Here is a 22,386-nt window from a genome sequence, read left to right on the forward strand (position 1 = left end):
CGCCCAACTCCAAATCCCATACCCTGAGGAGGACCGATGCCCGTCTCGCAGGCCCACGCCGCCTGGCACGGCGACATCCCCACCGGATCCGGCGAGTTCACGGCCGGCGGCAGCGTCACCGGAGGTGTCACCTACAAGTCCCGCTTCGAGGGCGGCCCGGGATCCAATCCCGAGCAGCTCATCGCTGCGGCCCATGCCTCCTGCTTCTCGATGGCGCTCGCCGGCGCACTCGCCGACGCCGGCTTCCCTGCCGAGTCGATCGAGACCGACGCCTCGGTAACCCTGCGCCCTGTCGACGGCATCCCGACGATCACACGCATCGAACTCGTCACCAGCGGCCGGGTCTCCGGTCTCGACGGGGACAAGTTCCGGCAGTTCGCCGACGCGGCCAAGGCCAACTGCCCCGTCAGCCGCGCGCTGGCGGGCGTGCCCGACGTCACCTTGCAGGCAACGCTCTCAGACGGATAGGGGGCTCCCAGCCCTCTCGTTCCTGCAGCGCCCGGCAGCCCGGGGACGGCGCATACCCCGGGCGGCATGCCCCGCTTTCACACCCCCGCCAGCCGACCAGGACGGACGTTGGATGAACCAGCTGACCCACCTCACCGCGTGGCTGCGCCGCCGCGACCCGGGCCTGGCCGCCACACGCCGTGCTGCCAGGACCGCGGTCGTGATGCCGTTCCTGTTCGCCATGTGCACGCAGGTCTTCCACGTGCCGGTGACGGGCACGTTCGCCGCGTTCGGCGCGTTCGCGATGCTCCTCCTGGTCGAGTTCACCGGACCCATGGCGCAACGCCTGCGGGCGCAGACAGCGCTGACCGGCGCGTGGCTGGTCCTGGTCACACTGGGCACGCTTGCGACCCGGTCGGTGTGGACCGCGGCTACCGCGACGGTCACCGTGGGCCTCGCGGTGCTCTTCGCGGGCGTGGTCAGCTCGGTCCTGGCCAGCAGCACGACCGCGCTGCTCCTCGGGTTCATCCTGCCCGTCTCGGCCCCCGCACCACCCGGACAGCTGCCGGACCGGCTGCTCGGCGTGCTCCTGGCCGGCGCGTCGGCCTTCATCGCCGTCGCGGTGATGTGGCCCAGACGAGCCACCGACCAGCTAAGCGCCCCGGCGGCGCAGGTCTGCCGCGCTGCGGCACAGCAGCTGCGAGCCGACGCCGACCACTTCGAAGGCCGCGCCACACCCACCTACGGGAGGTGCCGCAGCTGCGCCCAGCAGACCGCGTCGAGCACGCAGCGACTGCGGCACGTCTTCACCGCCACCCCCTACCGGCCCACCGGCCTGTCGACCGAATCCCGCACCCTGGTACGCCTCGTCGACGAGCTGACTTGGCTCAGCGCCGTCCTGGCCGAGGCCGCCCCCACCGCCGAGAACGGCCCGACCGCCCCGCCCCAGGCCTGCCAGGTACGCCGGACCGCCGCGACGGTGCTGGACCTGTCCGCCGAGATCCTGGACGACCCGACCATCCCGCCCGCCCGCCTGCGCGCCGCGGCCGAGGAGCTCCGAGGCGCCCTGACGTCGCTGGAAGCCGCAGCGGTCGACCGCCTCCCGCCGTCGGACGCCCCGAAGAGTAGCCAAGGTGACCTCGAAGCCGTCATCGACAGCCTCGACATCTCCTTCCGGTCCCAGGAAGTGGCGTTCGTCGTCCTGCAGATTGCCCAGAACCTCGACCTCGCGCGGGCAGCACACCAGCGCGGTTGGTCCGACCGCCTGCTCGGGCGGGAACCCGGGGCGCTGACCGGCCCGCTCAAAAGCGCCCAGGAACGCGCCGCGGCCCACCTTCAGCCGCACTCGGTGTGGCTGCACAACAGCGTCCGCGGCGCTGTCGGCCTAGGCATCGGGGTCGTGGCCGCCGATGCGGCCGGCGTCCAACACGCCTTCTGGGTCCTGCTGGGCACCCTGGCGGTGCTGCGGTCCAACGCCCTGAGCACCGGGCAGAACGCCTTCCGGGCCCTCGGCGGCACACTGGCCGGATCGATCGTGGGCGCTGCTCTCCTCCAGCTCATCGGGCACCACCCGCCCGTACTGTGGGCGCTGCTGCCGATCGCGGTGATGGCCTCGGGCATCGTCCCGTCCGCGATCTCCTTCACGGCCGGCCAAGCCGCGTTCACGCTCACCCTGGTGATCCTCTTCAACATCGCCCAGCCCGCCGGCGTGTCGGTCATCGTGGTCCGGATCGAGGACATCGCGCTCGGCTGCGCGGTGAGCCTGGTCGTCGGCCTGCTCTTCTGGCCGCGCGGCGCATCCGCCGCCGTCGGCAAAACCCTGGCCCAGGCCTACCTCGACAGCGCCCGCTACCTCACCGGCGCGGTCGACTACGCCGTGGCCTGCTGCACCTTCCCACCCCCAGCCCTCGCCGCCCTGCAGGATGGCCACCGGGCCGCCGCCTCAGCACGGCGACTGGACGACGCCTTCCGCACCTACCTCGCCGAGCGCGGCGCCAAAGCCGTCCCGCTCGGCGAGATGACGACCCTGGTAACCGGCGTCGTCGGACTGCGCCTGGCCGCTGACGCGGTGTTGGAACTGTGGCGCCGCTCCGCGGGCGACTCGCCCCCCGAAGACCGTGCCGGAGCACGGAAGGAACTCCTGGTCATGGCCGACCGGATACTGCGCTGGTACCAGGGCCTGGCCGAAGCCCTGGTGCGCGGCGAGCCCCCGCCCGTGCCCCTGCAGGCCGACCGGACGAACAACGCACGGTTGCTCGAAGCAGTCAGCCGCGACCTCGGTGACGCCAGCGGCCGTGCAACGGCCACCGGCGTCCGCATCGCCTGGACAGGAGACCACCTGGAGGCGGCCCGACGCCTCCAAGCGCCGATCGCCGCGGCCGCACGCGACAGCAACCACCAACTCGCGGGCACGACCAACCTCGAAGCAATGCCGAAAAGTTATGGTTTGAGTAGTTCTGTCAAATCAACGCGTGGATCGGCGAGTTCGCAGCATCGGGCTGGTTGGTTCGGGCGTCTGCTGGTGCGTGTTCGGGGAGGGCGTAGGTTGCCGGGGCAGTCTTGACCAGCAGGTTCTTGCGTGCCCAGGCGCTCAGGTGGATGGCGAGAGTGTTCTCCTTGACAGTGTTCAGCGCGGCGGTGATCTCGCGGGTGTGCCAGTGGCGGTCGGGCGCGGTCGCCATGACAGCGAGCACGTCCTCGCGGCGAACGGCGAGTTTGGAGGGCCTGGGCGGCCCGGCCGGGATCTTGAAGGTTCCGGGTCCGGTCTTGATGAGGATCTCGCGTCGCGCCCACCGGAGCAGTTCACCGGTCAGGTCGCTGCGGTCCAGTCGCAGGACGGTGGCCAGTTCGATGGCTCGCCACTCACGGTCCGGCGCGGCTCCCATGACGGCGAGGATGTCCTGCAGTCTGCTGGTGTGCACCGGGGCCGGAGGCGGCAACAACATGTCGGCGCTGGCGGGCGGGCGGTGAGGGACGTTACCGGTGGTGACGGAGGGCAATGCCCGCGACGGGGCTGACGGCAAGTCATTTCGGTTGTCAGGGACTGACGACGGGGCGGGCAGAAGATCGCCTACGGCGGGTGCATGGATGGTGATGTCGATGGCGGTGACCGGGGTGCTGAGGGTGGGGCGGTCCTCGTCGGACCGGCGGTGTCCGTAGCGGGCGGAGACTCCCTTGACCGTGCGCGCGCTGACCCGCGGACGGCGGGCGGGGAGTAAGGCGCCCGCCACCGCTTCCGTGATCGGGCTGGTCAGCTCGCTGCCGGTGGCGGGCAGGACGCCGACGGCGCGGGTGGTCGTGTCACGTGCGGCACCCAGGGCCGCGGTGAAGCAGGCGCGGTCGGGATCGCATCCGGGAAGGGCATCAGTGGCATCCAGCATCGCGGCACGCAGCAGCTGGTAGACCGTGAGCAGGGCCCACATCTCCTGGCGCAGACCCTGCGGGTCACCCGAGCGCAGTACGCGTCCCTTGAGCATCGTGGAGCGCAGGGCCAAGAACGTCACCTCCACTTGTCGGGTAGGTGCGGCGCGTCACCGCGCCGCACCCCCCTCAGAACCGGACTTGCCCGCTTTCCGGGCATCCGGCTCAAGCAGGCCCTGAAGGCCCACGGGCAGCCAGAAGTGCCGGTTCCCTGTTGCCATTGCCGCCGCGCCAGCGGTGGCAATGGGCATGGATGAGTCGGAAGGCGACGCGACCGTCAGACCTGCCTGCGCCCGCTTCGACGGTGATCGCGTTCTCGCGGACCGCCGTTCGGGTCGCCCGCAGCCACTGCTCCCATTCCTGAGGGCTTTGCGGCTGTTGGGTGGCGTGCAGGAGAAGACTTCCGCAGAGCGGGCACCGTCCTTGCTGCGTCTGGAGCAGACGCAGCCAGAACGGACTCAGCGGAGGCTTGTTCCTGCGTCGCCGTGAGGCCCAGTACTCGGTCAGCGCCGGGTCGTCCACGGATGCGCCCTTGATGACCAACTGGTGTCTGACGATCTTGGTCCAGGCGAACTTGGCGAGATAGCGGCCGGTCTCCCGGTCGCCGAGGACCCACCGGTCCTGCCTGGAGGTGTTGAACCGGCCGAAGTAGCGGGCCGTGACCCAGCGCCTCGGCTTGTTCGGGTGCGTGTGCCTGGCCCACTTGTAGACCAGCCTCCACACGTGGTCGTCCAGCGAGGTGAACACCTCGCTGGAGACCACGCCCCGATAGTAGGCAGCCCAGCCCCGGATGATCGGGTTGAGCTTGGCGATCACCGCCGCCGCGTTCTGCCCCCGAAGGGCCAGCACTTCGGCGGTGAGCCGTGCCCGGATCCGTCGCACGCCCGCCTTGCTCGGCTTGATCAGCAGCATGCCGTGGTAGCGGCGGACGTTGAACCCCAGGAAGTCGCAGCCCTCGTCGAGGTGCGCGATGCGCGTCTTCTCCTCGTTGAAGGCCAGACCCCTGGGCGCCAGCCACTCGGCGAGCCGTGCCTTGACCTGCTGGGCCTCGTCACGGCTGTGACAGAGCGCCACCAGATCGTCGGCGTACCTGATCAAGGTCGGTGAGCCCACTGCCAGTTCACCGGCACGGGGGCCGGGCGGAACCTGTCAACGTGATCAAGGCAGGTGATCGTGCCTAACTTTGGGTCTGCAACTCCTTCTCGTCGGTCTCGTCGTCGGCGGGCCTGTTGATCCAGGCATGCTCGGGTATGGCCGGTGGTTCGGGGTGCTTGCGGACGAACCGCTCGGGGTGCTGGTTGTAGGCGTCGGTGAGGACCTTGGCCCGGAGTTCGCGGACGAGGTCGGCTTCGCCGTGGTGGACGTCGTAGGGAGTGTGATAGCCGATGCCGCTGTGCCGGTGGTCGAGGTGGTACCAGTCGAAGAACTCAGCGCACCACTGACGGGCGTGGGGCAGGGAAAGGAACCGGTCCGGGTAGTTGGGCCGATACTTGATCGTCTTGTACTGGGCCTCCGAGTAAGGGTTGTCGTTGGAGACCTTCGGCCTGGAGTGCGACTTCGTGACACCCAGGTCGGCCATCAGGACCGCGACGGACTTGGCGGTCTGGATCGCTCCCCGGTCCGAATGGATCGTCAACTCACCCCTGTCAACGCCCTGTTTGCCGACGGTGTCCTCGATGAAGTGCCTCGCGAGGTCCTCGCTCTCGCACGTGGTGACCATCCAGCCCACCGTGTAGCGGGAGTAGATGTCGATCATCGTGTAGAGGAAATAGAAGACCCGCTTGTCCGGACCTCGCAGCTTGGTCACGTCCCACGACCACACCCGGTTCGGCGCGCAGGCCATCAACTCGGGTTTCTTGCGCGGCGGGTGAGTGGCCTGCCGACGCCGCTCACGGACCTCGCCGCGCTCACGAAGGATCCGGTACATCGTCGACTCCGAGCACAGGTACACGCCCTCGTCCAGCAGCGTTGCGTAGACCTCGGCCGGTGCCGTGTCCTTGAACCGCTCGCCGTTGAGCTTGGCCACCACCGTCTCCCGCTCGGCGGGCGACAGCGCCTTCGGATGCGGCCGGCGCTCGCGCGCGGGCCTCGGCAGAGGCGGTGATTTGCGATGATGGCGATACCAGGTCGCCCGGTTGACGCCCAGCGCCGCGCAGGCCCGCACCCGCCCGACCACGCCGGACAGCTTCTCCAGGGCAGACGTGCGAGCGTCCTCGAAAACCGTTCCGGCCGTCCCTGTCAGACGGCGCCCGGCCATGGCTACTTCGTCTCGCCGTTGTCCGTCGCGCTGCCCGTGGCGAGCTGGTCCAGCAGCGCGGAGAGTTTTCCCTGCACCTCGATCACGGTGCGGGCGTTGCCCAACTCCTTCTCCAGTCGGGCAACTTCATTCCTGAGCTTGGCGATCTCCTTGTCGCGGGGGTCGGCCTTCGGCCTGCCCGCCGGTGCGGCCAGTGCCGTCGCGGCCCCGGTGTCGCGCTGCGACTTCCACGCCGCGATCAGCGACGAGTACAGGCCCTCCCGGCGCAACAGCGCGCCCTTGCCCTGCTTGTCCAGCCGCTCGTACTCGGCCAGGATCCTCTGCTTGTACGCCGCCGAGAACCGGCGGTTCGTCGAACGTGGTTCCACCTGCGGATTCGGGACCCCGTGGTCGTCGGTGCTGGCCACCTGGGACTACTCCTTCTCCGCCCTCGACTCAATGAATCATCCAGTATGCCTGACTTGTCTCACTTTGCCAGAGAGGGTGATTCGGCATGCGCTCGCGAGCACCGGCCTTGACCGATCTTTCGATGCCGTGTTTTCGGCCGAAGACGACGAACACGGCAAGCCCCACCCGGGCGCCTATCTCCGCGCAGCCGCCGCCCTCGGCGCGTCACCCGACGAATGCATTGTGATCGAGGACTCGCTCAACGGCGTCCTTGCTGGCGTGTCAGCCCAGATGACGGTCGTCGCCGTTCCCGAGGCCGCTGATCGCTGCGATCCTTGCTTTGCGATTGCCACTCTGGTACTGGAGTCCCTCAAGGATCTCGATACCTCTGTATTCGGCGCGTATGTGTCCAGGGGGAGCCGGAACGCCACGTGAGCATCGCGTGCTGCGGATCCTCAACCGTTCCGCCGGAACTTCGGTGAACCCAAACCGCGGGTCGCGGCCAAGGTGCGCGGCACGCTCCACCCCTGGATCGAGGAATTCATCAGCCTGTCGCCATTCCTCGTGATGGCCACGGCCGACGGCACCGGCGCGGCGGACGCCTCGCCGCGCGGCGGCGAGCCCGGGTTCGTCCGGGTGCTTGACGATCGACACCTTCTCATTCCCGATCGGTGGGGCAACCGGTTGTTCCAGAGCTTCGGGAACATCCAGGTAAATCCCCAGGCTGGCTTGGTCTTCATTATCCCGGGTGTGAACGACACCGTGCGAGTGAACGGAGTCGCCCGCGTGGTGGATCAGAACCGGGTCCTTGAGCTCGTGGTGGACCTTCGCGGCGAGCGTATCGATCCCAAGCTCAGGATGATCCAGGGCCTCGTCGTCGAGGTGGAGGAGGCCTACTACCATGGTCCTCGCTCGATCGCTCTCGCCGCGTTGTGGGACGCGGCTCGGATCGAGCGTCACATCGAACACTCACCGCTGTCGCCCCGCCCGAGGTCGATGTGACCGGACACGACGATGCCGACCTGACATGGCTGGACGAGATCCCGGCGCTGCTATGGGATGACCTAGTGCTGCCCCGCGGAAGTTCGTGGAGGGGTGTTGATCAGGGCGTGGGGTCGCCGAGGTAGAAGCCGCAGGCACAGTCCAGGGCTTCTTCCGGCGAGCCGAAGGGGAGCCCAGTGGGAAGGAAGTTGTCCTCGTACTTGCCGCTGCTGGCGAGGTAGAGGGCGAAACCCCAGGTGTGCAGGACGCCGCTGAACCGCAGACGGCACAACGGCTGCGGCTCCTCCTCGTCGGGCAACTCGCCCGCGACATAGGCGAATCCGGTGCGGAAGCGAACCTGGACGCCGCTGAGCTGGGGCCAGCGTTCCCTCGCACGGGCGCTCAGACGCTGGCGCAGGTGGTGCTGCATGGACTCGGGCGGGTTCTTCGGCACGGGGTCCATCCTGCCGGGCGCCGCCCCCACACGCCATGATCATCGCCTTGGCCATGGGGTGCGGAGGGTGCGGTGGGGATGACCGAGGCGGTCATGGTGGAGCTGGACGAGACGGTGCGCGAGCGCCTGATTCGCACGGCGGCCTCGCTGAAGTCGCAAGTCCGGGCGGCGCTGCGGGCCCGGATCGTGCTGGCCGCCGCCGACGGGGGGAGCAATGGGGCCATCGCGCGCGAGCTGGAGGTCAGCGTGAACACGGTGCGCAAATGGCGTGGCCGGTTCGCGGCCGGGGGCATGGAAGGGCTGAAGGACGCCGCGCGGTCGGGCCGACCCAGGATCTATGACTCCCACGTGCGTGTGGCGGTCGTGGCCACGGCCACCAGCGCGCCTGCGCATCCGGAGTCGACCTGGTCGCACCGGGCCATCGCCGCGAAGGTCGCCGGCACCGTCTTCGCCGCGATCTCTCCCTCCCAAGTCGGCCGGATCCTGGCGGATTTGGACCTCAAGCCGCACCGGGTGCGCGGCTGGCTCACCCGCCGCGACACCCCCGACTTCTGGGAGCGCGTCGCCGATATCTGTGACCTGTACCGCAAACCACCCGAAGGCGCGGTGGTGCTCTCCATCGACGAGAAGACCGCGATCGCCGCCCGCTCCCGCCGCCATGCCGGCCGGCCCGCCGCCCCGGGCCGGCCAGCACGCCGCGAGTTCGAGTACCGCCGCCACGGCACCGCGTCCCTGGTCGCCGCTCTGGACGTGTGCACCGGCGAGGTCCTCACTGAGATCATCACCCGCAACGACGCGGTGACCTTCACGGCCTTCCTCGACCAGCTCGACGCCGTCATCGCCCCAGGCCAGGACATCCATGTCGTGCTCGACAACGGGTCCTCCCACACCGCCAAGCACACCAAGAAGTGGCTGGCCGACCACCCGCGCTGGCACGTGCACTGGACCCCGCCGCACGCCTCCTGGCTCAACCAGGTCGAGCTGTTCTTCTCCACCCTGGCCCGCAGAGTCCTCCGGTATGGCGACTTCTCCAGCCGTGACGACCTCATCGACAAGCTGGAGAGCTTCGTGATCAACCACAACACCACTGCCAAGCCGTACCAGTGGACCTACGACGGCACCCCACTCAAGACGGCCTGATCGGTCTGAACACCCCTCCATGAACTTCCGCGGAGCAGCACTAGAGGTGGCGCACGACGTGAACCTCGCCGTCCTGTGTCGTGCGGCACATCCGCGGGTCCTGTCGGCGCTGCTCGATCGCGTGAGGTGCGATCCCGACCTGTTCGCCACGGCGGAGCACTTCGACAACATTGACCAGATCGTGCTGTATGACGCCCTCGATCGTGGGTTCGGGCCTTCACGGGTGAAGGCCCGAACCCACCCCGGGACGGTTCACGCTCGCCGCCGGGCCAGCCGGCGGTTCATGAGCATCGTCATCGACCACAGCACCATCTGCTCATGCACGGCGCGCAGCGTCTCGTAGTCGCGCACCAGGCGCCGCGAGCGCATCAGCCAGCTCAGCGTGCGTTCCACCACCCAGCGTCTGGGCAGCACCACGAACCCCGAGGCGTCGTCGCTGCGCTTGACGATCTCCAGAGCGAGCCCCAGTTGCTGCTTCGCCCAGCTGACCAGGCGACCCGCGTAGCCGCCGTCGGCCCACACCAGGACGATCCTGCGATAGCGGGCCCGGACACGTTCCAGCAGCGGCATCGCGGCGTCCCGGTCCGTCACGTTCGCCGCGGTGACCATCACGGCCAGCCGCAGCCCCAGGCAGTCGACCACGATGTGCCGCTTGCGCCCCGGCACCTTCTTGGCCCCGTCGTAGCCGCGGGTGGCCGACGGCACCGTGGCCGCCGCCCGCAGTGACTGCGCGTCGATCACCGCCGCGGTCGGCTCTCCGGATCGCGGCCGGTCTCCTCGCGGACCAGGCCGCGCAACCGGTCGTGCAGTTCCGCGAGCAAGCCCTTCACACGCCACCGCCGCGCGAAGGCGTAGACGCGGTCCCACGCCGGGAAGTCGCCCGGCATCGCTCGCCAGGTGATGCCGCCCGCCACCAGATAGCGAACAGTGTCCAACATCTGTCGGTAGCAGTACCCCTCCGCTGCCCGCCCCGCCCCTCCAGCCACAGTGGCACCGGCAGACAGTCGCGCACGAGGGCCCATTCCGCGTCCGTCATGTCCGACGGACAGCGCGGTGCACGTCCAGGGCGATCACCTGCGTTCCCGAACCGGTGAGCGACGCAATCACACGATGGGGCAGCCCAGTTGGACTCCACCCACACGAGAGCGTAAGACTGCAACAACAGGGCCTCCTGGTGCGCTCCGGCTTCGACAACCATGAGCTGAACCGGAGGCCCTGCCTTCATGCGCGCACAAGCGAGAGATCGCCCGACAGAGTCGCCACACTCGAACCGATGCCCACCATGATCGGTACGACAGCAGCGTCTCATGCCAAAGGGATCATCGGCCGGCGTCGCGAGGCTTGATGCACTGCTGCCGCATCTGACGGCCGTTGCCGTCGAAGGCGTCCAGGTCATCGGTGCGGGGACTGGCGCGTTTCACAGCGGGACGCTCCGAGGGGGCGGGATGGGAGCCGGGTGGGGCTTGGTGACAGGAAGATCACACGCCGACCGGCCGCGCCCCCGCCGCCCCGCGCGGGCGTCACCCGTCCGGGGGCGTACCACTGCGGGCGGCGCTGAGGAGCCTTCCCGCGCCGCCCACCCCGGTGGCCCGGGCGGCGGCTCGCTGCGGGTGCGGGTGTGGTGGCGGTCCGTCAGGCCAGTAGGCCGATGCAGAGCATCACTGCCGCGCCGACCAGGCTGGCCGCGATGATGATCCAGGCAGCCCGTTCAACTCTGCGTTGGGCCGGGGGCAGCGGGTACAGCGTGCGTCCGCGCATCGCGAGCGACTGCCGTTGCGCGCGCTGCCGAGCGGTGGGATGGCGTCGGGAGACGGAGGCGAAGGCCTGCAGACCGGCGCCGACGAGGACCAGCGAACCCAGTACGGCGCTCACGGTGAGTGCCGCGGCACCCCAGCCCACCGGATCCAGCACGTCGGCGCTCTCCCGCTGGCGGCTCAGCACTTTGCCGGCCGGGTACGCGCTCTCGTCGCCGTAGTACTCGTTCATCACGGTGCCGTCGTTCGAGGTGAAGGAGCCGGTGCAGTCGGTGCGGCGGCTCTTCCCCTGACCGTGGGTCTCGCAGGACTCGATGGTCAGCTTCCCCGGCTTCCCGGCGTAGCCGAGCTCGTACGGCACGCTGCTGCCGAACAGGAAGACGCCGACCAGCCCGGCCACCAGCACCAGCCAGGCTCGACAGAGCCACCCGGCGCGGCTTCTCGGCACGCGTGACAGGACCATGTTCCCCCTTTCGATCAACCGGCTTGGTACCGTACCGCGCCCGTCGCACGGGCGGGCAGCGGCCCCCGGCGACCCCCTGGGAATCCTTGGAGCCGTGGCGCCGCGTGGGTGTCGTTCTCAAATGAGAGGTTTTCATCCTCAAAGTTGCGGGTCACGGGGTCTGGGGCGGGGGTTGGGTGCTCGTGCTGGTCGGTGGCGTGATCGGTAGCGGGATGATCGTCTGCTGCGTGGCCGCTTCGCCGGAATCGCTCTGCCGGGCCGGAGCCGCCTCGTACTCTCCGTGCAGAGATGCGGGGGAGGGTCTGCTCGTGGCGGATGTGCTGGTGTGGGTGATGCAGCGTCGGGTGGTGCTGGCCGATCGTGCCGAGCGGCTGCGCAAGGAGCTTGCCGAGATCGATGCCGAGGTCGCGCGGCTGGAGGCGGCGGAGGTGGTGTTCGGGCAGTTCGCCGACGTCCAGCGGGCCGGGACAACCGACGACCCGGTCATGGCTGAGGGGTTCGAGCGGGTCACGACGTCGCCCGGGGGCGGGCGGGATGCTGCTGGTCCCGCACCGCGCGGACGGCATGGACACCAGCGCGCTGCCCGCGGACTACCAGGCGATCATGAAGATCGTGACGGCGGCGTCGGACCCGGTTCCGGCCAAGAACGTCAGCGTCAAGCTCGGCAAGGGCACTGGACCCGGGCAGGTCGAGCCGGTCCGCGACAAGCTCAAGCGTCTGGCCGACCGGGGCTGGCTGCACCGCACCCCCGCCGGCCGTTTCACCGCCCTGCCCCTGCCTTCCGTATGACCGGTCCCGGCTGGATTTCTGCGTAACGAACGGACCCCCAGCGGTAGTTGGGGATTCCATGCGAAAGAAGTCCAGTCCCGCCGAGAGCCCTGACGGCCTTGTCCACCAGTGCCGCCTGGAGCTGTCCAGCGCCACCTTGGATCTGGTCTGCGGCCTGATCCGCGGCCATCTGAAGAAGATCGGCTCGCGCTGGCGCAAGCTCCCGTCCGGCAGACCGGCTGATGCCAAGTCATGCCCAATGGGAAGCCTCACGGCAGGCAGGCAGGGACGGCCGCGGTGCCGCAGTCGCGCCACCTGGTTGCGTGGGTGCGGATCTGGAAGGGGTCGGGCCACTTTCGGGTGATCTTGCCGGTTGTGTCGTGTCCTTGGCGAGGCGGTGCGGGTTGGCCCGAGTGTTTCCGACTTCCTGCTCCCAACGTCGATGGAGTTCCCGTGGATCTGTCCACCAGTCAGCCGACCCCCGCATCCGGTCCAGGACGGCCGTCGCGGCGTGCCGTGCTCGGTTCGGCGGCCGCCGTCGCGGTGGTTGCGGGAGGCGCCGGCTTCGTCGGCGGCTCCCCGGCACAGGCTGCCGCCGCAACCGCCGGGGGAGGGGCGGACGAGGGTCAGGCCCGCGACCTGGCGCGCAAGATGCTGCTGGTCGGCGACGACGAGCAGCGGGACCTGAAGCTGGACTATCTGAAGATCCTGATCGATGGCCGGATGCCGGCCCGGGCGGCTCGCAAGAAGGTCCTGGTCGTCGGCGCGGGCGTCGCCGGCATGGCGGCCGCCGGGCTCCTCAAGCAGGCCGGCCACGAGGTGGTCGTCATCGAGGCCAACGCCAGCCGGGTCGGCGGCCGGGTCAAGACCTTCCGCGGGATCTTCGAGGACAAGGCGCTGCACGCCGAGGCCGGCGCGATGCGCCTACCCGACTTCCACCCGCTGGTCCTGGCACTGGCCGACAAGCTCGGCCTCAAGCGCCGCCTCTTCTACAACGTCGACGTGACCCCGGGCGCGAGCGCGAGCGGCGACGTCCCGCCCGTCTCCTACCGCTCCTTCACCGGCGAGATGTGGAGCAACGGCGACAGCGCGCAGCAGCGCGCCCCGTTCACGCCGCCCACCGCCAACTTCCGCACCAAGATCTCCGTCAACGGCGCCCAGAGCACCCGCGCCTCCTACGCCCAGTCACCGCGTGCCGTCAACGCCACCTTCGGCACCGCCCTGACCAGCACCACCTCGGCCGCCGTCGACCAGGCCTTCACGGGCGTCACCGTCCCCGACGGCCCGATTGCCGACCGGCTCGCCGCCTGGTCCACCATCTTCCAGAAGTACGACGGCCACTCCACCCACCGCTACCTCGTCGAGGAGGCCGGCTGGGACCTGCCCACCGTCCAGGCGGTCGGCACCCTGGAGAACATGACCTCCCGCCTCCACTACTCCCTCATCCCCACCCTCATCGACCACGCCGTCATCAGCCCCACCAACCGCTACTGGGAGCTGGAGGGCGGCACCGACACCCTCACCCAGGCGATGGCCGCCCCCCTCCAGGGCGAACTGCGCCTGGGTCGGCGGATGACCCGCCTGGTGCAGACCGACACCGGCGTCCGGATCGAGACCACCGCCGAGAGCGGCGACGAGGAGTCCTGCGACGGCGCCCCCACCGACCCCACCGAGGTCTTCGAAGGCGACTACGCCATCGTCACCGTCCCGTTCAGCGCCCTGCGCTTCTGCGACATCCAGCCTCTGATGTCCTACCCCAAGCGCCGCGCCGTCACCGAACTCCACTACGACTCCGCCACCAAGGTCCTCCTGGAGTTCAAGACCCGCTTCTGGGAGAACGGACCGAACGGCTTCACCGGCGGCGGCTGCGTCGCAGACAGCGCCAGCCGCTTCACCTACTTCCCCTCCCACGCCCCCGACGGCTCCCCGGGCGGCGTCGTCCTGGCCGCCTACACCTGGTCCGACGACGCCATGCGCTGGGACTCCCTCACCCCCGGCGAACGCTACGCCTTCGCCCTGAACGACATGGAACGCCTCTTCGGCCCCAAGGTCCGCACCGAGTTCACCGGCGTCGGCGCCACCCAGTCCTGGGCCCGCGCCCGCTACGCGCTGGGCGAGGCCGTCATGTTCACCCCCGGCCAGCTCCACGAACTCCACCCCGCCACCCGGACGGTGGAAGGCCGGGTGCACTTCGCCGGCGAACACACCAGCCTCAAGCCCGCCTGGATCGAAGGGGCGCTGGAGTCCGCGGTCCGCGCCTTCCTGGAAGTCCACCCCCGCTGACCCCCGCTGACCCCGGGTGTCCGCCCCACCCCACGAGGAACGGGGCGGACACCCCCGCCACCAGCACGGCGGCCAGCCGCCCGGCGCCACATCCACGCTCCCGCCCGCCGACGCACGTGCCCCGCTGCCCGCAGCGCCCTGCGGTCCTGCAAGAGTTCCCGGAAGCCCGGGACGTACCGCGCTGCCGCCCGCAACTGCCAGACCAGCACCAGGCCGTGCCCTCCCGCGCCGCCGCCCGTTGATCCGGCCGAGCGCCCCCACCAGGGCGCGGCGCGGCACCGCCCGCGCACCGGCCCGGAACGCACACCCCCCACGGCCCGGGCCCCGCGCGGCGAGCCCGCCTCGGGGCGGCCGGACGTACACACCGGCCGCCCCGGCACCCATCCGCGCCGCGAAGGGCGCCTCCACCAGCGGCACCTGGAATGCTGCCGCGCATGGACGAGGACGACGAACTGCTCCGCAGCCGGCGTCTACGGCTTGTTGGCTGCCCAAGAGCACGACAGCACTGGCATCGGCAACCCAGCAGCGGTCAGATAGGCGTGCTCTCATGGGCGGCGGTTCGGGCGGTGTCCCAGCGGTGGGTCGTCCACGCTCGACGAAGCAGGCTCCGGCCGATGATGATCGTATCGGCGAGGTCAAAGTAGGCGTCGATGACCGCGGTTCGGCGTTCGTAGCAGCGGGCGAGCCGGTGGAAGGCGTTCTGCCAGGCGTGGGTACGCTCGATGTGCCACCGCTGGCTTGCCTGGATCGGCGCCTTCTCGCCCTTGTGCGCGATGCGGCCGCGCAGACCGCGCGCGGCGAGTTCGGCGCGGGTCTTGTCCGAGTCGTAGCCGGCGTCCAGGTGCACAGTGATGTTGTCGGGCAACGGCCCAAGGCTCTCCAGCCGGTCCAGGGTGGGAGCGAGTAGCGGAGAGTCGTGGCGGTTCGCTCCGGCCAGGACCGATCTTGTTTCTGCATAGCCCGTGTCCCGCAAATGCTGTGTGGTGCTGACCGAGGTTGATCATAGGGGCCTGACACGAACATGACGGATGATCACACAAGGGCGGCCGCCCGGGTGGGTCAGCGGTAGGTCGGGAGTCCCGGGTGGGTGGAGATCAGGGTGGGGGCGGCCGAGCCGTCGGCGGGGAGGGTGGCGATGCCGTCGGGTGTACGGGCGGCGACGGTGGCGCCGTCCGGGGATATCGCCGGTTCGGTGTAGTCGACGGTCGCGTTCGGAGTGAGGTCCTTGGCGGGTGCCTGGCCTTCCAGGCGCAGCAAGAAGATGTGGTCGTGCCCGCCGACCGAGCGGACGAAAGCCACCTCGTTCTCGTTGGCGCAGAGCATCGGCTCGGAGCCGGCGGTGAGCACGGTGCCCTGACCGTCGTTCCAGTCGGTGCGCTCGTAGATGTCGCCGGTCTGCGAGTTGGCGTGGACGGCGAGGCCGTTCAGACCGTGGCTGCTCGGCCAGGTGTTGGCGGTCTGTGGCAGCTCGGGTTCTTGGTACCCGGGGACCAGGTGCGGTGTGCCAGGGGTGCCGTCGACGGCGTCGGCCGGGACGTTCTCCAGGGTGCTGACGCCGCCCGCACTGGACGCGAACCAGATGAACTGGCCGTCGGCTGTGAACTCCCAGGCCGGGTGGGACCAGGTCTGCCCGGCGACGTGCTTGGCGACGACCACCCGCCCGCTGCCGTCAGGCTTGGCGGTGGCCAGGTCGCCGTCGCCGTCGATGAAGGCGGCCCTGCTGCCGTCCGGGGACCAGGTGAGGTCACGGACGGCGGTGCCGAAGTCCACCGAGGTGCCGTTCATCAGGACGTCCCGGGTGCCGTTGCTGATGGTCAGCTTGCTGTTCGCGGTGCCGTTCATGGCCGGGGGAGTGGTGTGGGTGCTCCGGGCTGTGGAGGGGGTGGCGAGGGTCGGGTTCGTGGGGGTGGCGAGGGTCGGGTTCGTGGGGGCGGACGGGTCGGTGGGGGCGGTCGGCGCGGAGGAAGCGGTGGACGGCATGGCCTTGGTGGCGTCGGCCGGGCCGCACCCCGTGAGCAGGAGCGCGGTGCCGGTGACGGCGAAGGTGAGGACGACGGCGGCGGAGGTGGCGCGGCGAGGAGTGCGAGCGGGCATGAGGGTTCCCCTCGGAACGGTGTTCGACAGTGGGAAAAGCTTGCCCCGCAGGCGTCCTGGCCTGATGCGGTGGCCGTCACAGGCTTGAAACAGGGAACTGCGACCCCGAAACGACGAAGGCTCCGACCGCGGTCTTGGGTTCTAACGGTCGGGGCCTGGGCGTCAGTTGGTCGCAAGCTCCACTGCTCGTCCGCGACTCCGGAGGAGGACGTCGCCAGGCACGAGCGGCGTCAGCGCGTCGGCGCGTACGGGCGCATCATCTCGTTGTCCTCGTGGTCGATGATGTGGCAGTGCCAGACGTAGCCCGGTCCTTCGGTGGGGTCGAAGGGGAAGCGGTTCTCGCCCGGTGCCACGGCGTCCACCCCGGTCGTGCTGGGCGCCCAGCGGGCGATCAGCCTGGTCACCTGTCCCGGATAGGTGAGTCCCGGGGTCAAGATCCAACCAACCTCGGAGCGGCTGACGTGAGCCGGCTGCTACGGTCGCGTGGGGCAGCGTCGGCACGATTTCCAGCGATCACCGACCGATCAGCCGAGTGACATCGGCCCAACAGGCGAGGGGCTGTGGTGACGCCGCACGACGTAGAGACCGCGGAGGGCTGGAGCGACGCTTATGAACCACGCGCAGCCAAGACGCCCAAGGGCGACTTCCGACAACTCCTGGGCCTCTTGATCGGCCCACTCTTCGTCATCGTGGGCATCGTGGGCAGCTTCGACTACTGGGCCGCGCGGCTGCACTTCAGCGATGCTCGCCGGGTTTCCGCAGTCGTCACCCCCTCTCTGGCAAAGTGAGACAAGTCAGGCATACTGGATGATTCATTGAGTCGAGGGCGGAGAAGGAGTAGTCCCAGGTGGCCAGCACCGACGACCACGGGGTCCCGAATCCGCAGGTGGAACCACGTTCGACGAACCGCCGGTTCTCGGCGGCGTACAAGCAGAGGATCCTGGCCGAGTACGAGCGGCTGGACAAGCAGGGCAAGGGCGCGCTGTTGCGCCGGGAGGGCCTGTACTCGTCGCTGATCGCGGCGTGGAAGTCGCAGCGCGACACCGGGGCCGCGACGGCACTGGCCGCACCGGCGGGCAGGCCGAAGGCCGACCCCCGCGACAAGGAGATCGCCAAGCTCAGGAATGAAGTTGCCCGACTGGAGAAGGAGTTGGGCAACGCCCGCACCGTGATCGAGGTGCAGGGAAAACTCTCCGCGCTGCTGGACCAGCTCGCCACGGGCAGCGCGACGGACAACGGCGAGACGAAGTAGCCATGGCCGGGCGCCGTCTGACAGGGACGGCCGGAACGGTTTTCGAGGACGCTCGCACGTCTGCCCTGGAGAAGCTGTCCGGCGTGGTCGGGCGGGTGCGGGCCTGCGCGGCGCTGGGCGTCAACCGGGCGACCTGGTATCGCCATCATCGCAAATCACCGCCTCTGCCGAGGCCCGCGCGCGAGCGCCGGCCGCATCCGAAGGCGCTGTCGCCCGCCGAGCGGGAGACGGTGGTGGCCAAGCTCAACGGCGAGCGGTTCAAGGACACGGCACCGGCCGAGGTCTACGCAACGCTGCTGGACGAGGGCGTGTACCTGTGCTCGGAGTCGACGATGTACCGGATCCTTCGTGAGCGCGGCGAGGTCCGTGAGCGGCGTCGGCAGGCCACTCACCCGCCGCGCAAGAAACCCGAGTTGATGGCCTGCGCGCCGAACCGGGTGTGGTCGTGGGACGTGACCAAGCTGCGAGGTCCGGACAAGCGGGTCTTCTATTTCCTCTACACGATGATCGACATCTACTCCCGCTACACGGTGGGCTGGATGGTCACCACGTGCGAGAGCGAGGACCTCGCGAGGCACTTCATCGAGGACACCGTCGGCAAACAGGGCGTTGACAGGGGTGAGTTGACGATCCATTCGGACCGGGGAGCGATCCAGACCGCCAAGTCCGTCGCGGTCCTGATGGCCGACCTGGGTGTCACGAAGTCGCACTCCAGGCCGAAGGTCTCCAACGACAACCCTTACTCGGAGGCCCAGTACAAGACGATCAAGTATCGGCCCAACTACCCGGACCGGTTCCTTTCCCTGCCCCACGCCCGTCAGTGGTGCGCTGAGTTCTTCGACTGGTACCACCTCGACCACCGGCACAGCGGCATCGGCTATCACACTCCCTACGACGTCCACCACGGCGAAGCCGACCTCGTCCGCGAACTCCGGGCCAAGGTCCTCACCGACGCCTACAACCAGCACCCCGAGCGGTTCGTCCGCAAGCACCCCGAACCACCGGCCATACCCGAGCATGCCTGGATCAACAGGCCCGCCGACGACGAGACCGACGAGAAGGAGTTGCAGACCCAAAGTTAGGCACGATCACCTGCCTTGATCACGTTGACAGGTTCCGACCAGCGCCGACTATGTCAAGCCGCAGCTCATGCAGGACGCCTCAGGGATAAGCGTTACCCTGCTCACAGATGATCAGCGGATGGAAGCCTCGATCGACAATGTGAGCAGTGCACCGGACGGAATGTCCGTAGGCGACAAGGTGATCGTCCTGTTCGATCCGACACATCCCGGACACGCTCTGTTTCCGAGTCAGCTCGGGTGGGGCACGATTCTGTTTCCTGGTCTCGGATTTACTGTCGTTGGTCTCGCGGCCAGCGCGGCGGGAGGTTTGGCCGCTGCCCGGAGGATCCGCGCCCGCCGTTCACGTTGACGACATCGTGCTGGCACGGGGTCTTCCTAGGTGCCCGTACGCCAGCTGCGCGCGCAGCGGCGGGCCGCTGGTGCGGTCGACGGCCAGCAGCTGCTCGGGCGGGGAAGTGGACCACTCCAATGAGCAGGTTTCATCGTGATTCGTGCAGGTCAACGGCCTTGGCGTGAGGAGTGGTTGGGGTGCTCGCGCATGTCGCGGGCGTGATCGCTTCGGGGGATCATCCGTCACTCCGTTTCGGGTCGTCTTCCTGGTTCGCCTGCACGCTGCGCATTTGTCCCCCTACGCTGCGAGCGGGGTCGCCGTGGCGGGCCCGCAAGGGAGGGGACATGGCTCGGAACCTGATGGTGTGGCCGCCAGAGCGCCGGGTGGTGCTGGAACAAGCGTTGAGCACCTGCGCAAGCAGCCGGCTGGCACCGAGGCCGAAGTGGCCCGTTTGGAGGCCGCCGAAGTCGTCTGCCAGCAGTATCAGGAGGATGCCGACGCCGGGCGCCCCAACGCCGCGGCCTGGCAGCAGGCCCTGGAGGAGGCCGCCGGCGGAGCGCCCGTCGCGCCTGCTCCCGGCGCCGGTGCGACACCGGGCGCCGTCGGCCAGCTGCTGATCGGCCATCGCGGACCCGACAGCCGCCGGGAGGACCTGCCCGCCGATTATCGGGCGATCATGGAGGTCGTTGCGGGCGGCGGTGGCCCGTTGTGGGCCAAGGGCGTGGCCCGCGAGCTGGAGCTGGAGCTGGATCTGCTGCCGACGACGGTGGAGCCGGTGCGCGGGAAGTTGCGCAGGCTGGCCGAGCGCGGCTGGATCCCCCGAACCCCGGCCGGGCGCTACCTGCCCCGGTAACCCCCGGCCGGGCCCCGCGAAAGGGCTGATTTCGGCCGTAACGCATGTGCACCGGGCGGGAGTTGGGAAACGTGTGAAGAAGAACACCAGCCCTGGCGGGGGGCGACATCAGCCTTGTCTACTCCGTGCGCCTGCCGCCGTCCAGCCAGAGCGTCAACTACGTGGCCGACCTGATCCGCACTCACCGCAAACAGATCCGCTCGCGCTGGCGCAAGCCGGACACCGGGCGGATCGCCGTGATCGCACTGCCCCACCTGGGCAACGACGAGCGGCTGGCCGCCTGGCCGGCGGCAACGCGGTCTCGGCCTCCACGGTGCGCCGGTGGCTGCTGGAGGTGCTCGACTGCTGGCCGCACGCTCCCCCCGCCTGGACCGCGCGCTGGCGAAGGTGGCCAAGGGCAGCGGGTGCGTGGTCCTGCTGGGCGGCATGCTGATCCGCACCCGGCCGGCGCACAACGCGGGTGAACCGGAGGAACTACTCGGGCAAGCACAGGGCGCACGGCCTGCTGTTCCTCGCCCTGGCCGATGCGAAAGGGCGGCTGCTGTGGATCTCCTCGGCCCGCCGCGGCGCTTGCAGCGAGATCACGGTCGCCCGCTACGAGAAGCTGTGCGCGCGGCTGCGGGAGTTTCAGCTGGGAGCGGTGGCCGGCCTGGGGTTCGTCGGCCTGGACGACGGCTCCGAAGAACAGCCGGCGGTCATCACGGGCTTCAAGGCGGGCGGCGGCAAGCGCCTGTCCTCCCCGACGAAGGTCGTGAACCGGCTGGCGGTCTGTCGTATGCAGGCGGGAACGGTCATGCTTGGCCCGGTGAGTCCGGATGCAAGGGAGCGCGGATGATGGCGAACGGGGTTGCGGGGATCGAGGTGAAGCCGGTCGCGGGCCATATCGGCGCCGAGATCACGGGAGTCCACCTGGCAGAGGTCCTGGACGATGCAGTGGTTGCGGAGATCTGGGCGGCGCTGCTGCGCTGGAAGGTGGTGTTCTTCCGGGGGCAGGACCTGGATCACGCCTCGCACGTCACTTTCGCGCGCCGGTTCGGCGAACTGATCACGCCAAAGCCACTCGGCAGACTGTCGCCCCAGGACTTCCCTGAGGTCGAGACGACCGCCGACCGGCTTCAGTTGGCCGAGCGATACGGGATGGAACGCGCTGAGTGGCGTCGGCGGCGCAACCATTCGCTGCTGCGGGGGTGGCACTGTGACAAGGGCGCCCGAATCGATCCGCCCGCCGCGACCATCCTGCGCGCCGAGACCGTGCCGCCCTACGGAGGTGACACGTCCTGGTCCAACCTGGTAGCCGCCTACGCGGGACTGTCAGAGCCCGTACGAAATTTCGTCGATGGCCTGCGTGCCGAGCACCGCCGGGGTGTCGGATATCAGGCAAGGCCGGGCGAAGACGCCTACGCACGCGACCTGTTGGACCGTCAGATCGCATCGGACCACCCTTTGGTGCGGGTGCACCCTGAGACAGGCGAGCGCCTGCTGTTCATCAACGGCTACTACGTCGAACAGATCCTGGGCGTGTCCCGCGTGGAGAGCAGCCGTCTCCTGGAGATGCTGCTGGAGCAGGCGACCCGGCCCGAGTACACCGTCCGCTTCCGATGGGAGCCGGGCAGCGTGGCCTTCTGGGACAACAGGGCCACCATTCATCTGGAACCCAGTGACACAGCCCACCTCGACCACCCCCGGGTCATGCACCGGGTGATGCTCGCGGGCGACGTTCCGGTAGGGGTGGACGGCAGACCATCTGTGCCTATCCACGGGACATGACCACGGGAACCACGAGTTCAGGATTCCTGAGCCGGGATCCGCCGGCCAATTGCTGGTCCAGGGCCTGGACTTGAGGGCGCGTATACTCTCTGACCTGGGATGAACGATGGGACTTCCTGCGCGGCCACGGCAGCCTGGATCGGGCATCCGGTCTACTCGTTGGCGGCCCGGCAGGCAAGCACTCGTGGCGAAGGAGAAGCCCAGATGATTCCGCTGATCAGTCTCATAGCCGGCCTCGATGGTCTTGATCCGGCCGCAGTGATCTACGCGGCCAAGCCCTGGTCTGCGGCCTCGATGGCTGTCCTGTGCAGCGGTGACGGGCCATCCGAAGTGCTGCCCTACCTGCTTGAAGTGGAACTGGCCCAGGACGCGGTCGACGCCTGGTCGCAGTGGCGCGCAGGGCAGCGGCCAACAGAGGCCGAGAAGTGCCAGGCGATCATCCACTACGCCGAATTTGATGCCTTCGAGCCCGTCGAAGCGCCTCCTACAGGGCGATGACGGCCAACAGAGTCGGATGGTCGGCCTGGTTGTCCCTCATCGAGCCCCCGGCACCCCCGCTGGAGCACGCCCGTCAGCCTGCGTGGCGCGGTGGCAGTCCAGCAGGGCCTGAGCGGCTGCCGGCGTGGCCTGCACACTGGTCGACCTGATGCGGC

Annotated in this window: 24 protein-coding genes and 1 pseudogene; 14 read left to right on the forward strand and 11 right to left on the reverse strand. The window is 69.2% G+C overall.

Going from position 1 to position 22,386, the window contains the following annotated elements; translation table 11 throughout:
- Positions 1-36: 36 nt before the first annotated feature.
- Positions 37-468 carry an OsmC family peroxiredoxin gene (locus tag P3T34_RS39225; RefSeq protein WP_280671574.1) on the forward strand — a complete coding sequence of 144 codons (432 nt, stop codon included), beginning with the start codon at positions 37-39 and terminating at the stop codon, positions 466-468.
- A 112-nt stretch (positions 469-580) separates the two neighbouring features.
- Positions 581-3,010: an FUSC family protein gene (locus tag P3T34_RS39230; protein ID WP_280671576.1), complete on the forward strand. Its 2,430-nt coding sequence runs from the start codon at positions 581-583 to the stop codon at positions 3,008-3,010.
- Here P3T34_RS39230 and P3T34_RS39235 read toward each other — a convergent pair.
- The 4 genes from P3T34_RS39235 to P3T34_RS39250 all read right to left on the reverse strand — a co-directional run bounded on the left by P3T34_RS39235 (position 2,907) and on the right by P3T34_RS39250 (position 6,531).
- The gene (locus P3T34_RS39235; protein WP_280671578.1) at positions 2,907-3,941 is read right to left on the reverse strand and encodes a hypothetical protein; all 1,035 of its coding nucleotides are present in this window, start codon (positions 3,939-3,941) and stop codon (positions 2,907-2,909) included. The two genes, P3T34_RS39230 and P3T34_RS39235, sit on opposite strands and share 104 nt — an antisense overlap.
- 91 nt (positions 3,942-4,032) lie before the next feature.
- Positions 4,033-4,965: a group II intron maturase-specific domain-containing protein gene (locus P3T34_RS39240; RefSeq protein WP_280671580.1), complete on the reverse strand. Its 933-nt coding sequence runs from the start codon at positions 4,963-4,965 to the stop codon at positions 4,033-4,035.
- Positions 4,966-5,044: 79 nt separating this feature from the next.
- Entirely contained in the window at positions 5,045-6,124 is a 1,080-nt protein-coding gene (locus P3T34_RS39245; protein ID WP_280664185.1) for an IS3 family transposase, read from the reverse strand.
- A gap of 2 nt (positions 6,125-6,126) precedes the next feature.
- The gene (locus tag P3T34_RS39250; protein WP_280664184.1) at positions 6,127-6,531 is read right to left on the reverse strand and encodes a hypothetical protein; all 405 of its coding nucleotides are present in this window, start codon (positions 6,529-6,531) and stop codon (positions 6,127-6,129) included.
- Here P3T34_RS39250 and P3T34_RS39255 point away from each other — a divergent pair.
- On the forward strand, positions 6,521-6,946 hold the full coding sequence (locus P3T34_RS39255) for an HAD-IA family hydrolase (RefSeq protein WP_348534745.1): 426 nt from the start codon (positions 6,521-6,523) through the stop codon (positions 6,944-6,946). The two genes, P3T34_RS39250 and P3T34_RS39255, sit on opposite strands and share 11 nt — an antisense overlap.
- Positions 6,947-7,018: 72 nt before the next feature.
- A complete protein-coding gene (locus P3T34_RS39260) occupies positions 7,019-7,513 on the forward strand; it encodes a pyridoxamine 5'-phosphate oxidase family protein (protein ID WP_280671582.1) in 495 nt (164 codons plus the stop codon).
- 100 nt (positions 7,514-7,613) lie between these two features.
- Here P3T34_RS39260 and P3T34_RS39265 read toward each other — a convergent pair whose 3' ends face one another.
- Positions 7,614-7,946: a hypothetical protein gene (locus tag P3T34_RS39265; RefSeq protein WP_280670004.1), complete on the reverse strand. Its 333-nt coding sequence runs from the start codon at positions 7,944-7,946 to the stop codon at positions 7,614-7,616.
- A 78-nt stretch (positions 7,947-8,024) separates the two neighbouring features.
- On the opposite strand from P3T34_RS39265, the gene P3T34_RS39270 reads away from it, so the two are divergent.
- Complete coding sequence (locus tag P3T34_RS39270) at positions 8,025-9,086, forward strand: IS630 family transposase (protein ID WP_280670005.1); 1,062 nt, start codon at positions 8,025-8,027, stop codon at positions 9,084-9,086.
- A 252-nt stretch (positions 9,087-9,338) separates the two neighbouring features.
- Here P3T34_RS39270 and P3T34_RS39275 read toward each other — a convergent pair whose 3' ends face one another.
- The 3 genes from P3T34_RS39275 to P3T34_RS39285 form a co-directional block, all read right to left on the reverse strand.
- Positions 9,339-9,827, reverse strand: coding sequence for an IS5 family transposase (locus P3T34_RS39275; RefSeq protein WP_280671584.1), 489 nt, complete (start codon positions 9,825-9,827; stop codon positions 9,339-9,341).
- A complete protein-coding gene (locus P3T34_RS39280) occupies positions 9,824-10,024 on the reverse strand; it encodes a transposase (RefSeq protein ID WP_280671586.1) in 201 nt (66 codons plus the stop codon). The genes P3T34_RS39275 and P3T34_RS39280 overlap by 4 nt, the downstream gene beginning before the upstream one ends.
- A 694-nt stretch (positions 10,025-10,718) precedes the next feature.
- Complete coding sequence (locus P3T34_RS39285) at positions 10,719-11,288, reverse strand: hypothetical protein (RefSeq protein ID WP_280671588.1); 570 nt, start codon at positions 11,286-11,288, stop codon at positions 10,719-10,721.
- 549 nt (positions 11,289-11,837) lie between these two features.
- Here P3T34_RS39285 and P3T34_RS39290 point away from each other — a divergent pair.
- Together P3T34_RS39290 and P3T34_RS39295 are read left to right on the forward strand one after the other, a co-directional pair.
- A complete protein-coding gene (locus P3T34_RS39290) occupies positions 11,838-12,092 on the forward strand; it encodes a hypothetical protein (RefSeq protein ID WP_280671590.1) in 255 nt (84 codons plus the stop codon).
- A gap of 432 nt (positions 12,093-12,524) precedes the next feature.
- Positions 12,525-14,354 (forward strand): FAD-dependent oxidoreductase, encoded by a 1,830-nt coding sequence (locus P3T34_RS39295; RefSeq protein WP_280671592.1) that lies wholly within the window; start codon positions 12,525-12,527, stop codon positions 14,352-14,354.
- Between the two features lie 545 nt (positions 14,355-14,899).
- On the opposite strand, the pseudogene P3T34_RS39300 reads toward P3T34_RS39295, so the two are convergent.
- From P3T34_RS39300 to P3T34_RS39310, 3 genes and pseudogenes are all read right to left on the reverse strand, one after another.
- Positions 14,900-15,294 (reverse strand): annotated as a pseudogene (locus P3T34_RS39300) (transposase); the annotation flags it as partial.
- Between the two features lie 119 nt (positions 15,295-15,413).
- A complete protein-coding gene (locus P3T34_RS39305) occupies positions 15,414-16,448 on the reverse strand; it encodes a hypothetical protein (RefSeq protein WP_280671594.1) in 1,035 nt (344 codons plus the stop codon).
- Positions 16,449-16,678: 230 nt separating this feature from the next.
- Positions 16,679-16,852 carry a multicopper oxidase domain-containing protein gene (locus P3T34_RS39310; protein ID WP_280671597.1) on the reverse strand — a complete coding sequence of 58 codons (174 nt, stop codon included), beginning with the start codon at positions 16,850-16,852 and terminating at the stop codon, positions 16,679-16,681.
- A gap of 159 nt (positions 16,853-17,011) precedes the next feature.
- Between P3T34_RS39310 and P3T34_RS39315 the strand changes: the two genes are divergently transcribed.
- The 7 genes from P3T34_RS39315 to P3T34_RS39345 all read left to right on the forward strand — a co-directional run bounded on the left by P3T34_RS39315 (position 17,012) and on the right by P3T34_RS39345 (position 22,231).
- A complete protein-coding gene (locus P3T34_RS39315) occupies positions 17,012-17,236 on the forward strand; it encodes a hypothetical protein (RefSeq protein WP_280671598.1) in 225 nt (74 codons plus the stop codon).
- 59 nt (positions 17,237-17,295) lie between these two features.
- Positions 17,296-17,700, forward strand: coding sequence for a hypothetical protein (locus P3T34_RS39320; RefSeq protein ID WP_280664184.1), 405 nt, complete (start codon positions 17,296-17,298; stop codon positions 17,698-17,700).
- A 2-nt stretch (positions 17,701-17,702) separates the two neighbouring features.
- On the forward strand, positions 17,703-18,782 hold the full coding sequence (locus tag P3T34_RS39325; protein WP_280664185.1) for an IS3 family transposase: 1,080 nt from the start codon (positions 17,703-17,705) through the stop codon (positions 18,780-18,782).
- A 695-nt stretch (positions 18,783-19,477) separates the two neighbouring features.
- The gene (locus tag P3T34_RS39330) at positions 19,478-19,966 is read left to right on the forward strand and encodes a hypothetical protein (protein WP_280671600.1); all 489 of its coding nucleotides are present in this window, start codon (positions 19,478-19,480) and stop codon (positions 19,964-19,966) included.
- Positions 19,967-20,426: 460 nt separating this feature from the next.
- A complete protein-coding gene (locus tag P3T34_RS39335) occupies positions 20,427-20,801 on the forward strand; it encodes a hypothetical protein (protein ID WP_280671602.1) in 375 nt (124 codons plus the stop codon).
- The gene (locus P3T34_RS39340; protein WP_280671604.1) at positions 20,798-21,733 is read left to right on the forward strand and encodes a TauD/TfdA family dioxygenase; all 936 of its coding nucleotides are present in this window, start codon (positions 20,798-20,800) and stop codon (positions 21,731-21,733) included. Before P3T34_RS39335 ends, P3T34_RS39340 begins: the two co-directional genes overlap by 4 nt.
- A gap of 204 nt (positions 21,734-21,937) precedes the next feature.
- Positions 21,938-22,231 (forward strand): hypothetical protein, encoded by a 294-nt coding sequence (locus tag P3T34_RS39345; protein ID WP_280671606.1) that lies wholly within the window; start codon positions 21,938-21,940, stop codon positions 22,229-22,231.
- The last annotated feature ends 155 nt before the right edge of the window (positions 22,232-22,386 follow it).

The organism is Kitasatospora sp. MAP12-44 (assembly GCF_029892095.1).
Classification (GTDB): Bacteria; Actinomycetota; Actinomycetes; order Streptomycetales; family Streptomycetaceae; genus Kitasatospora.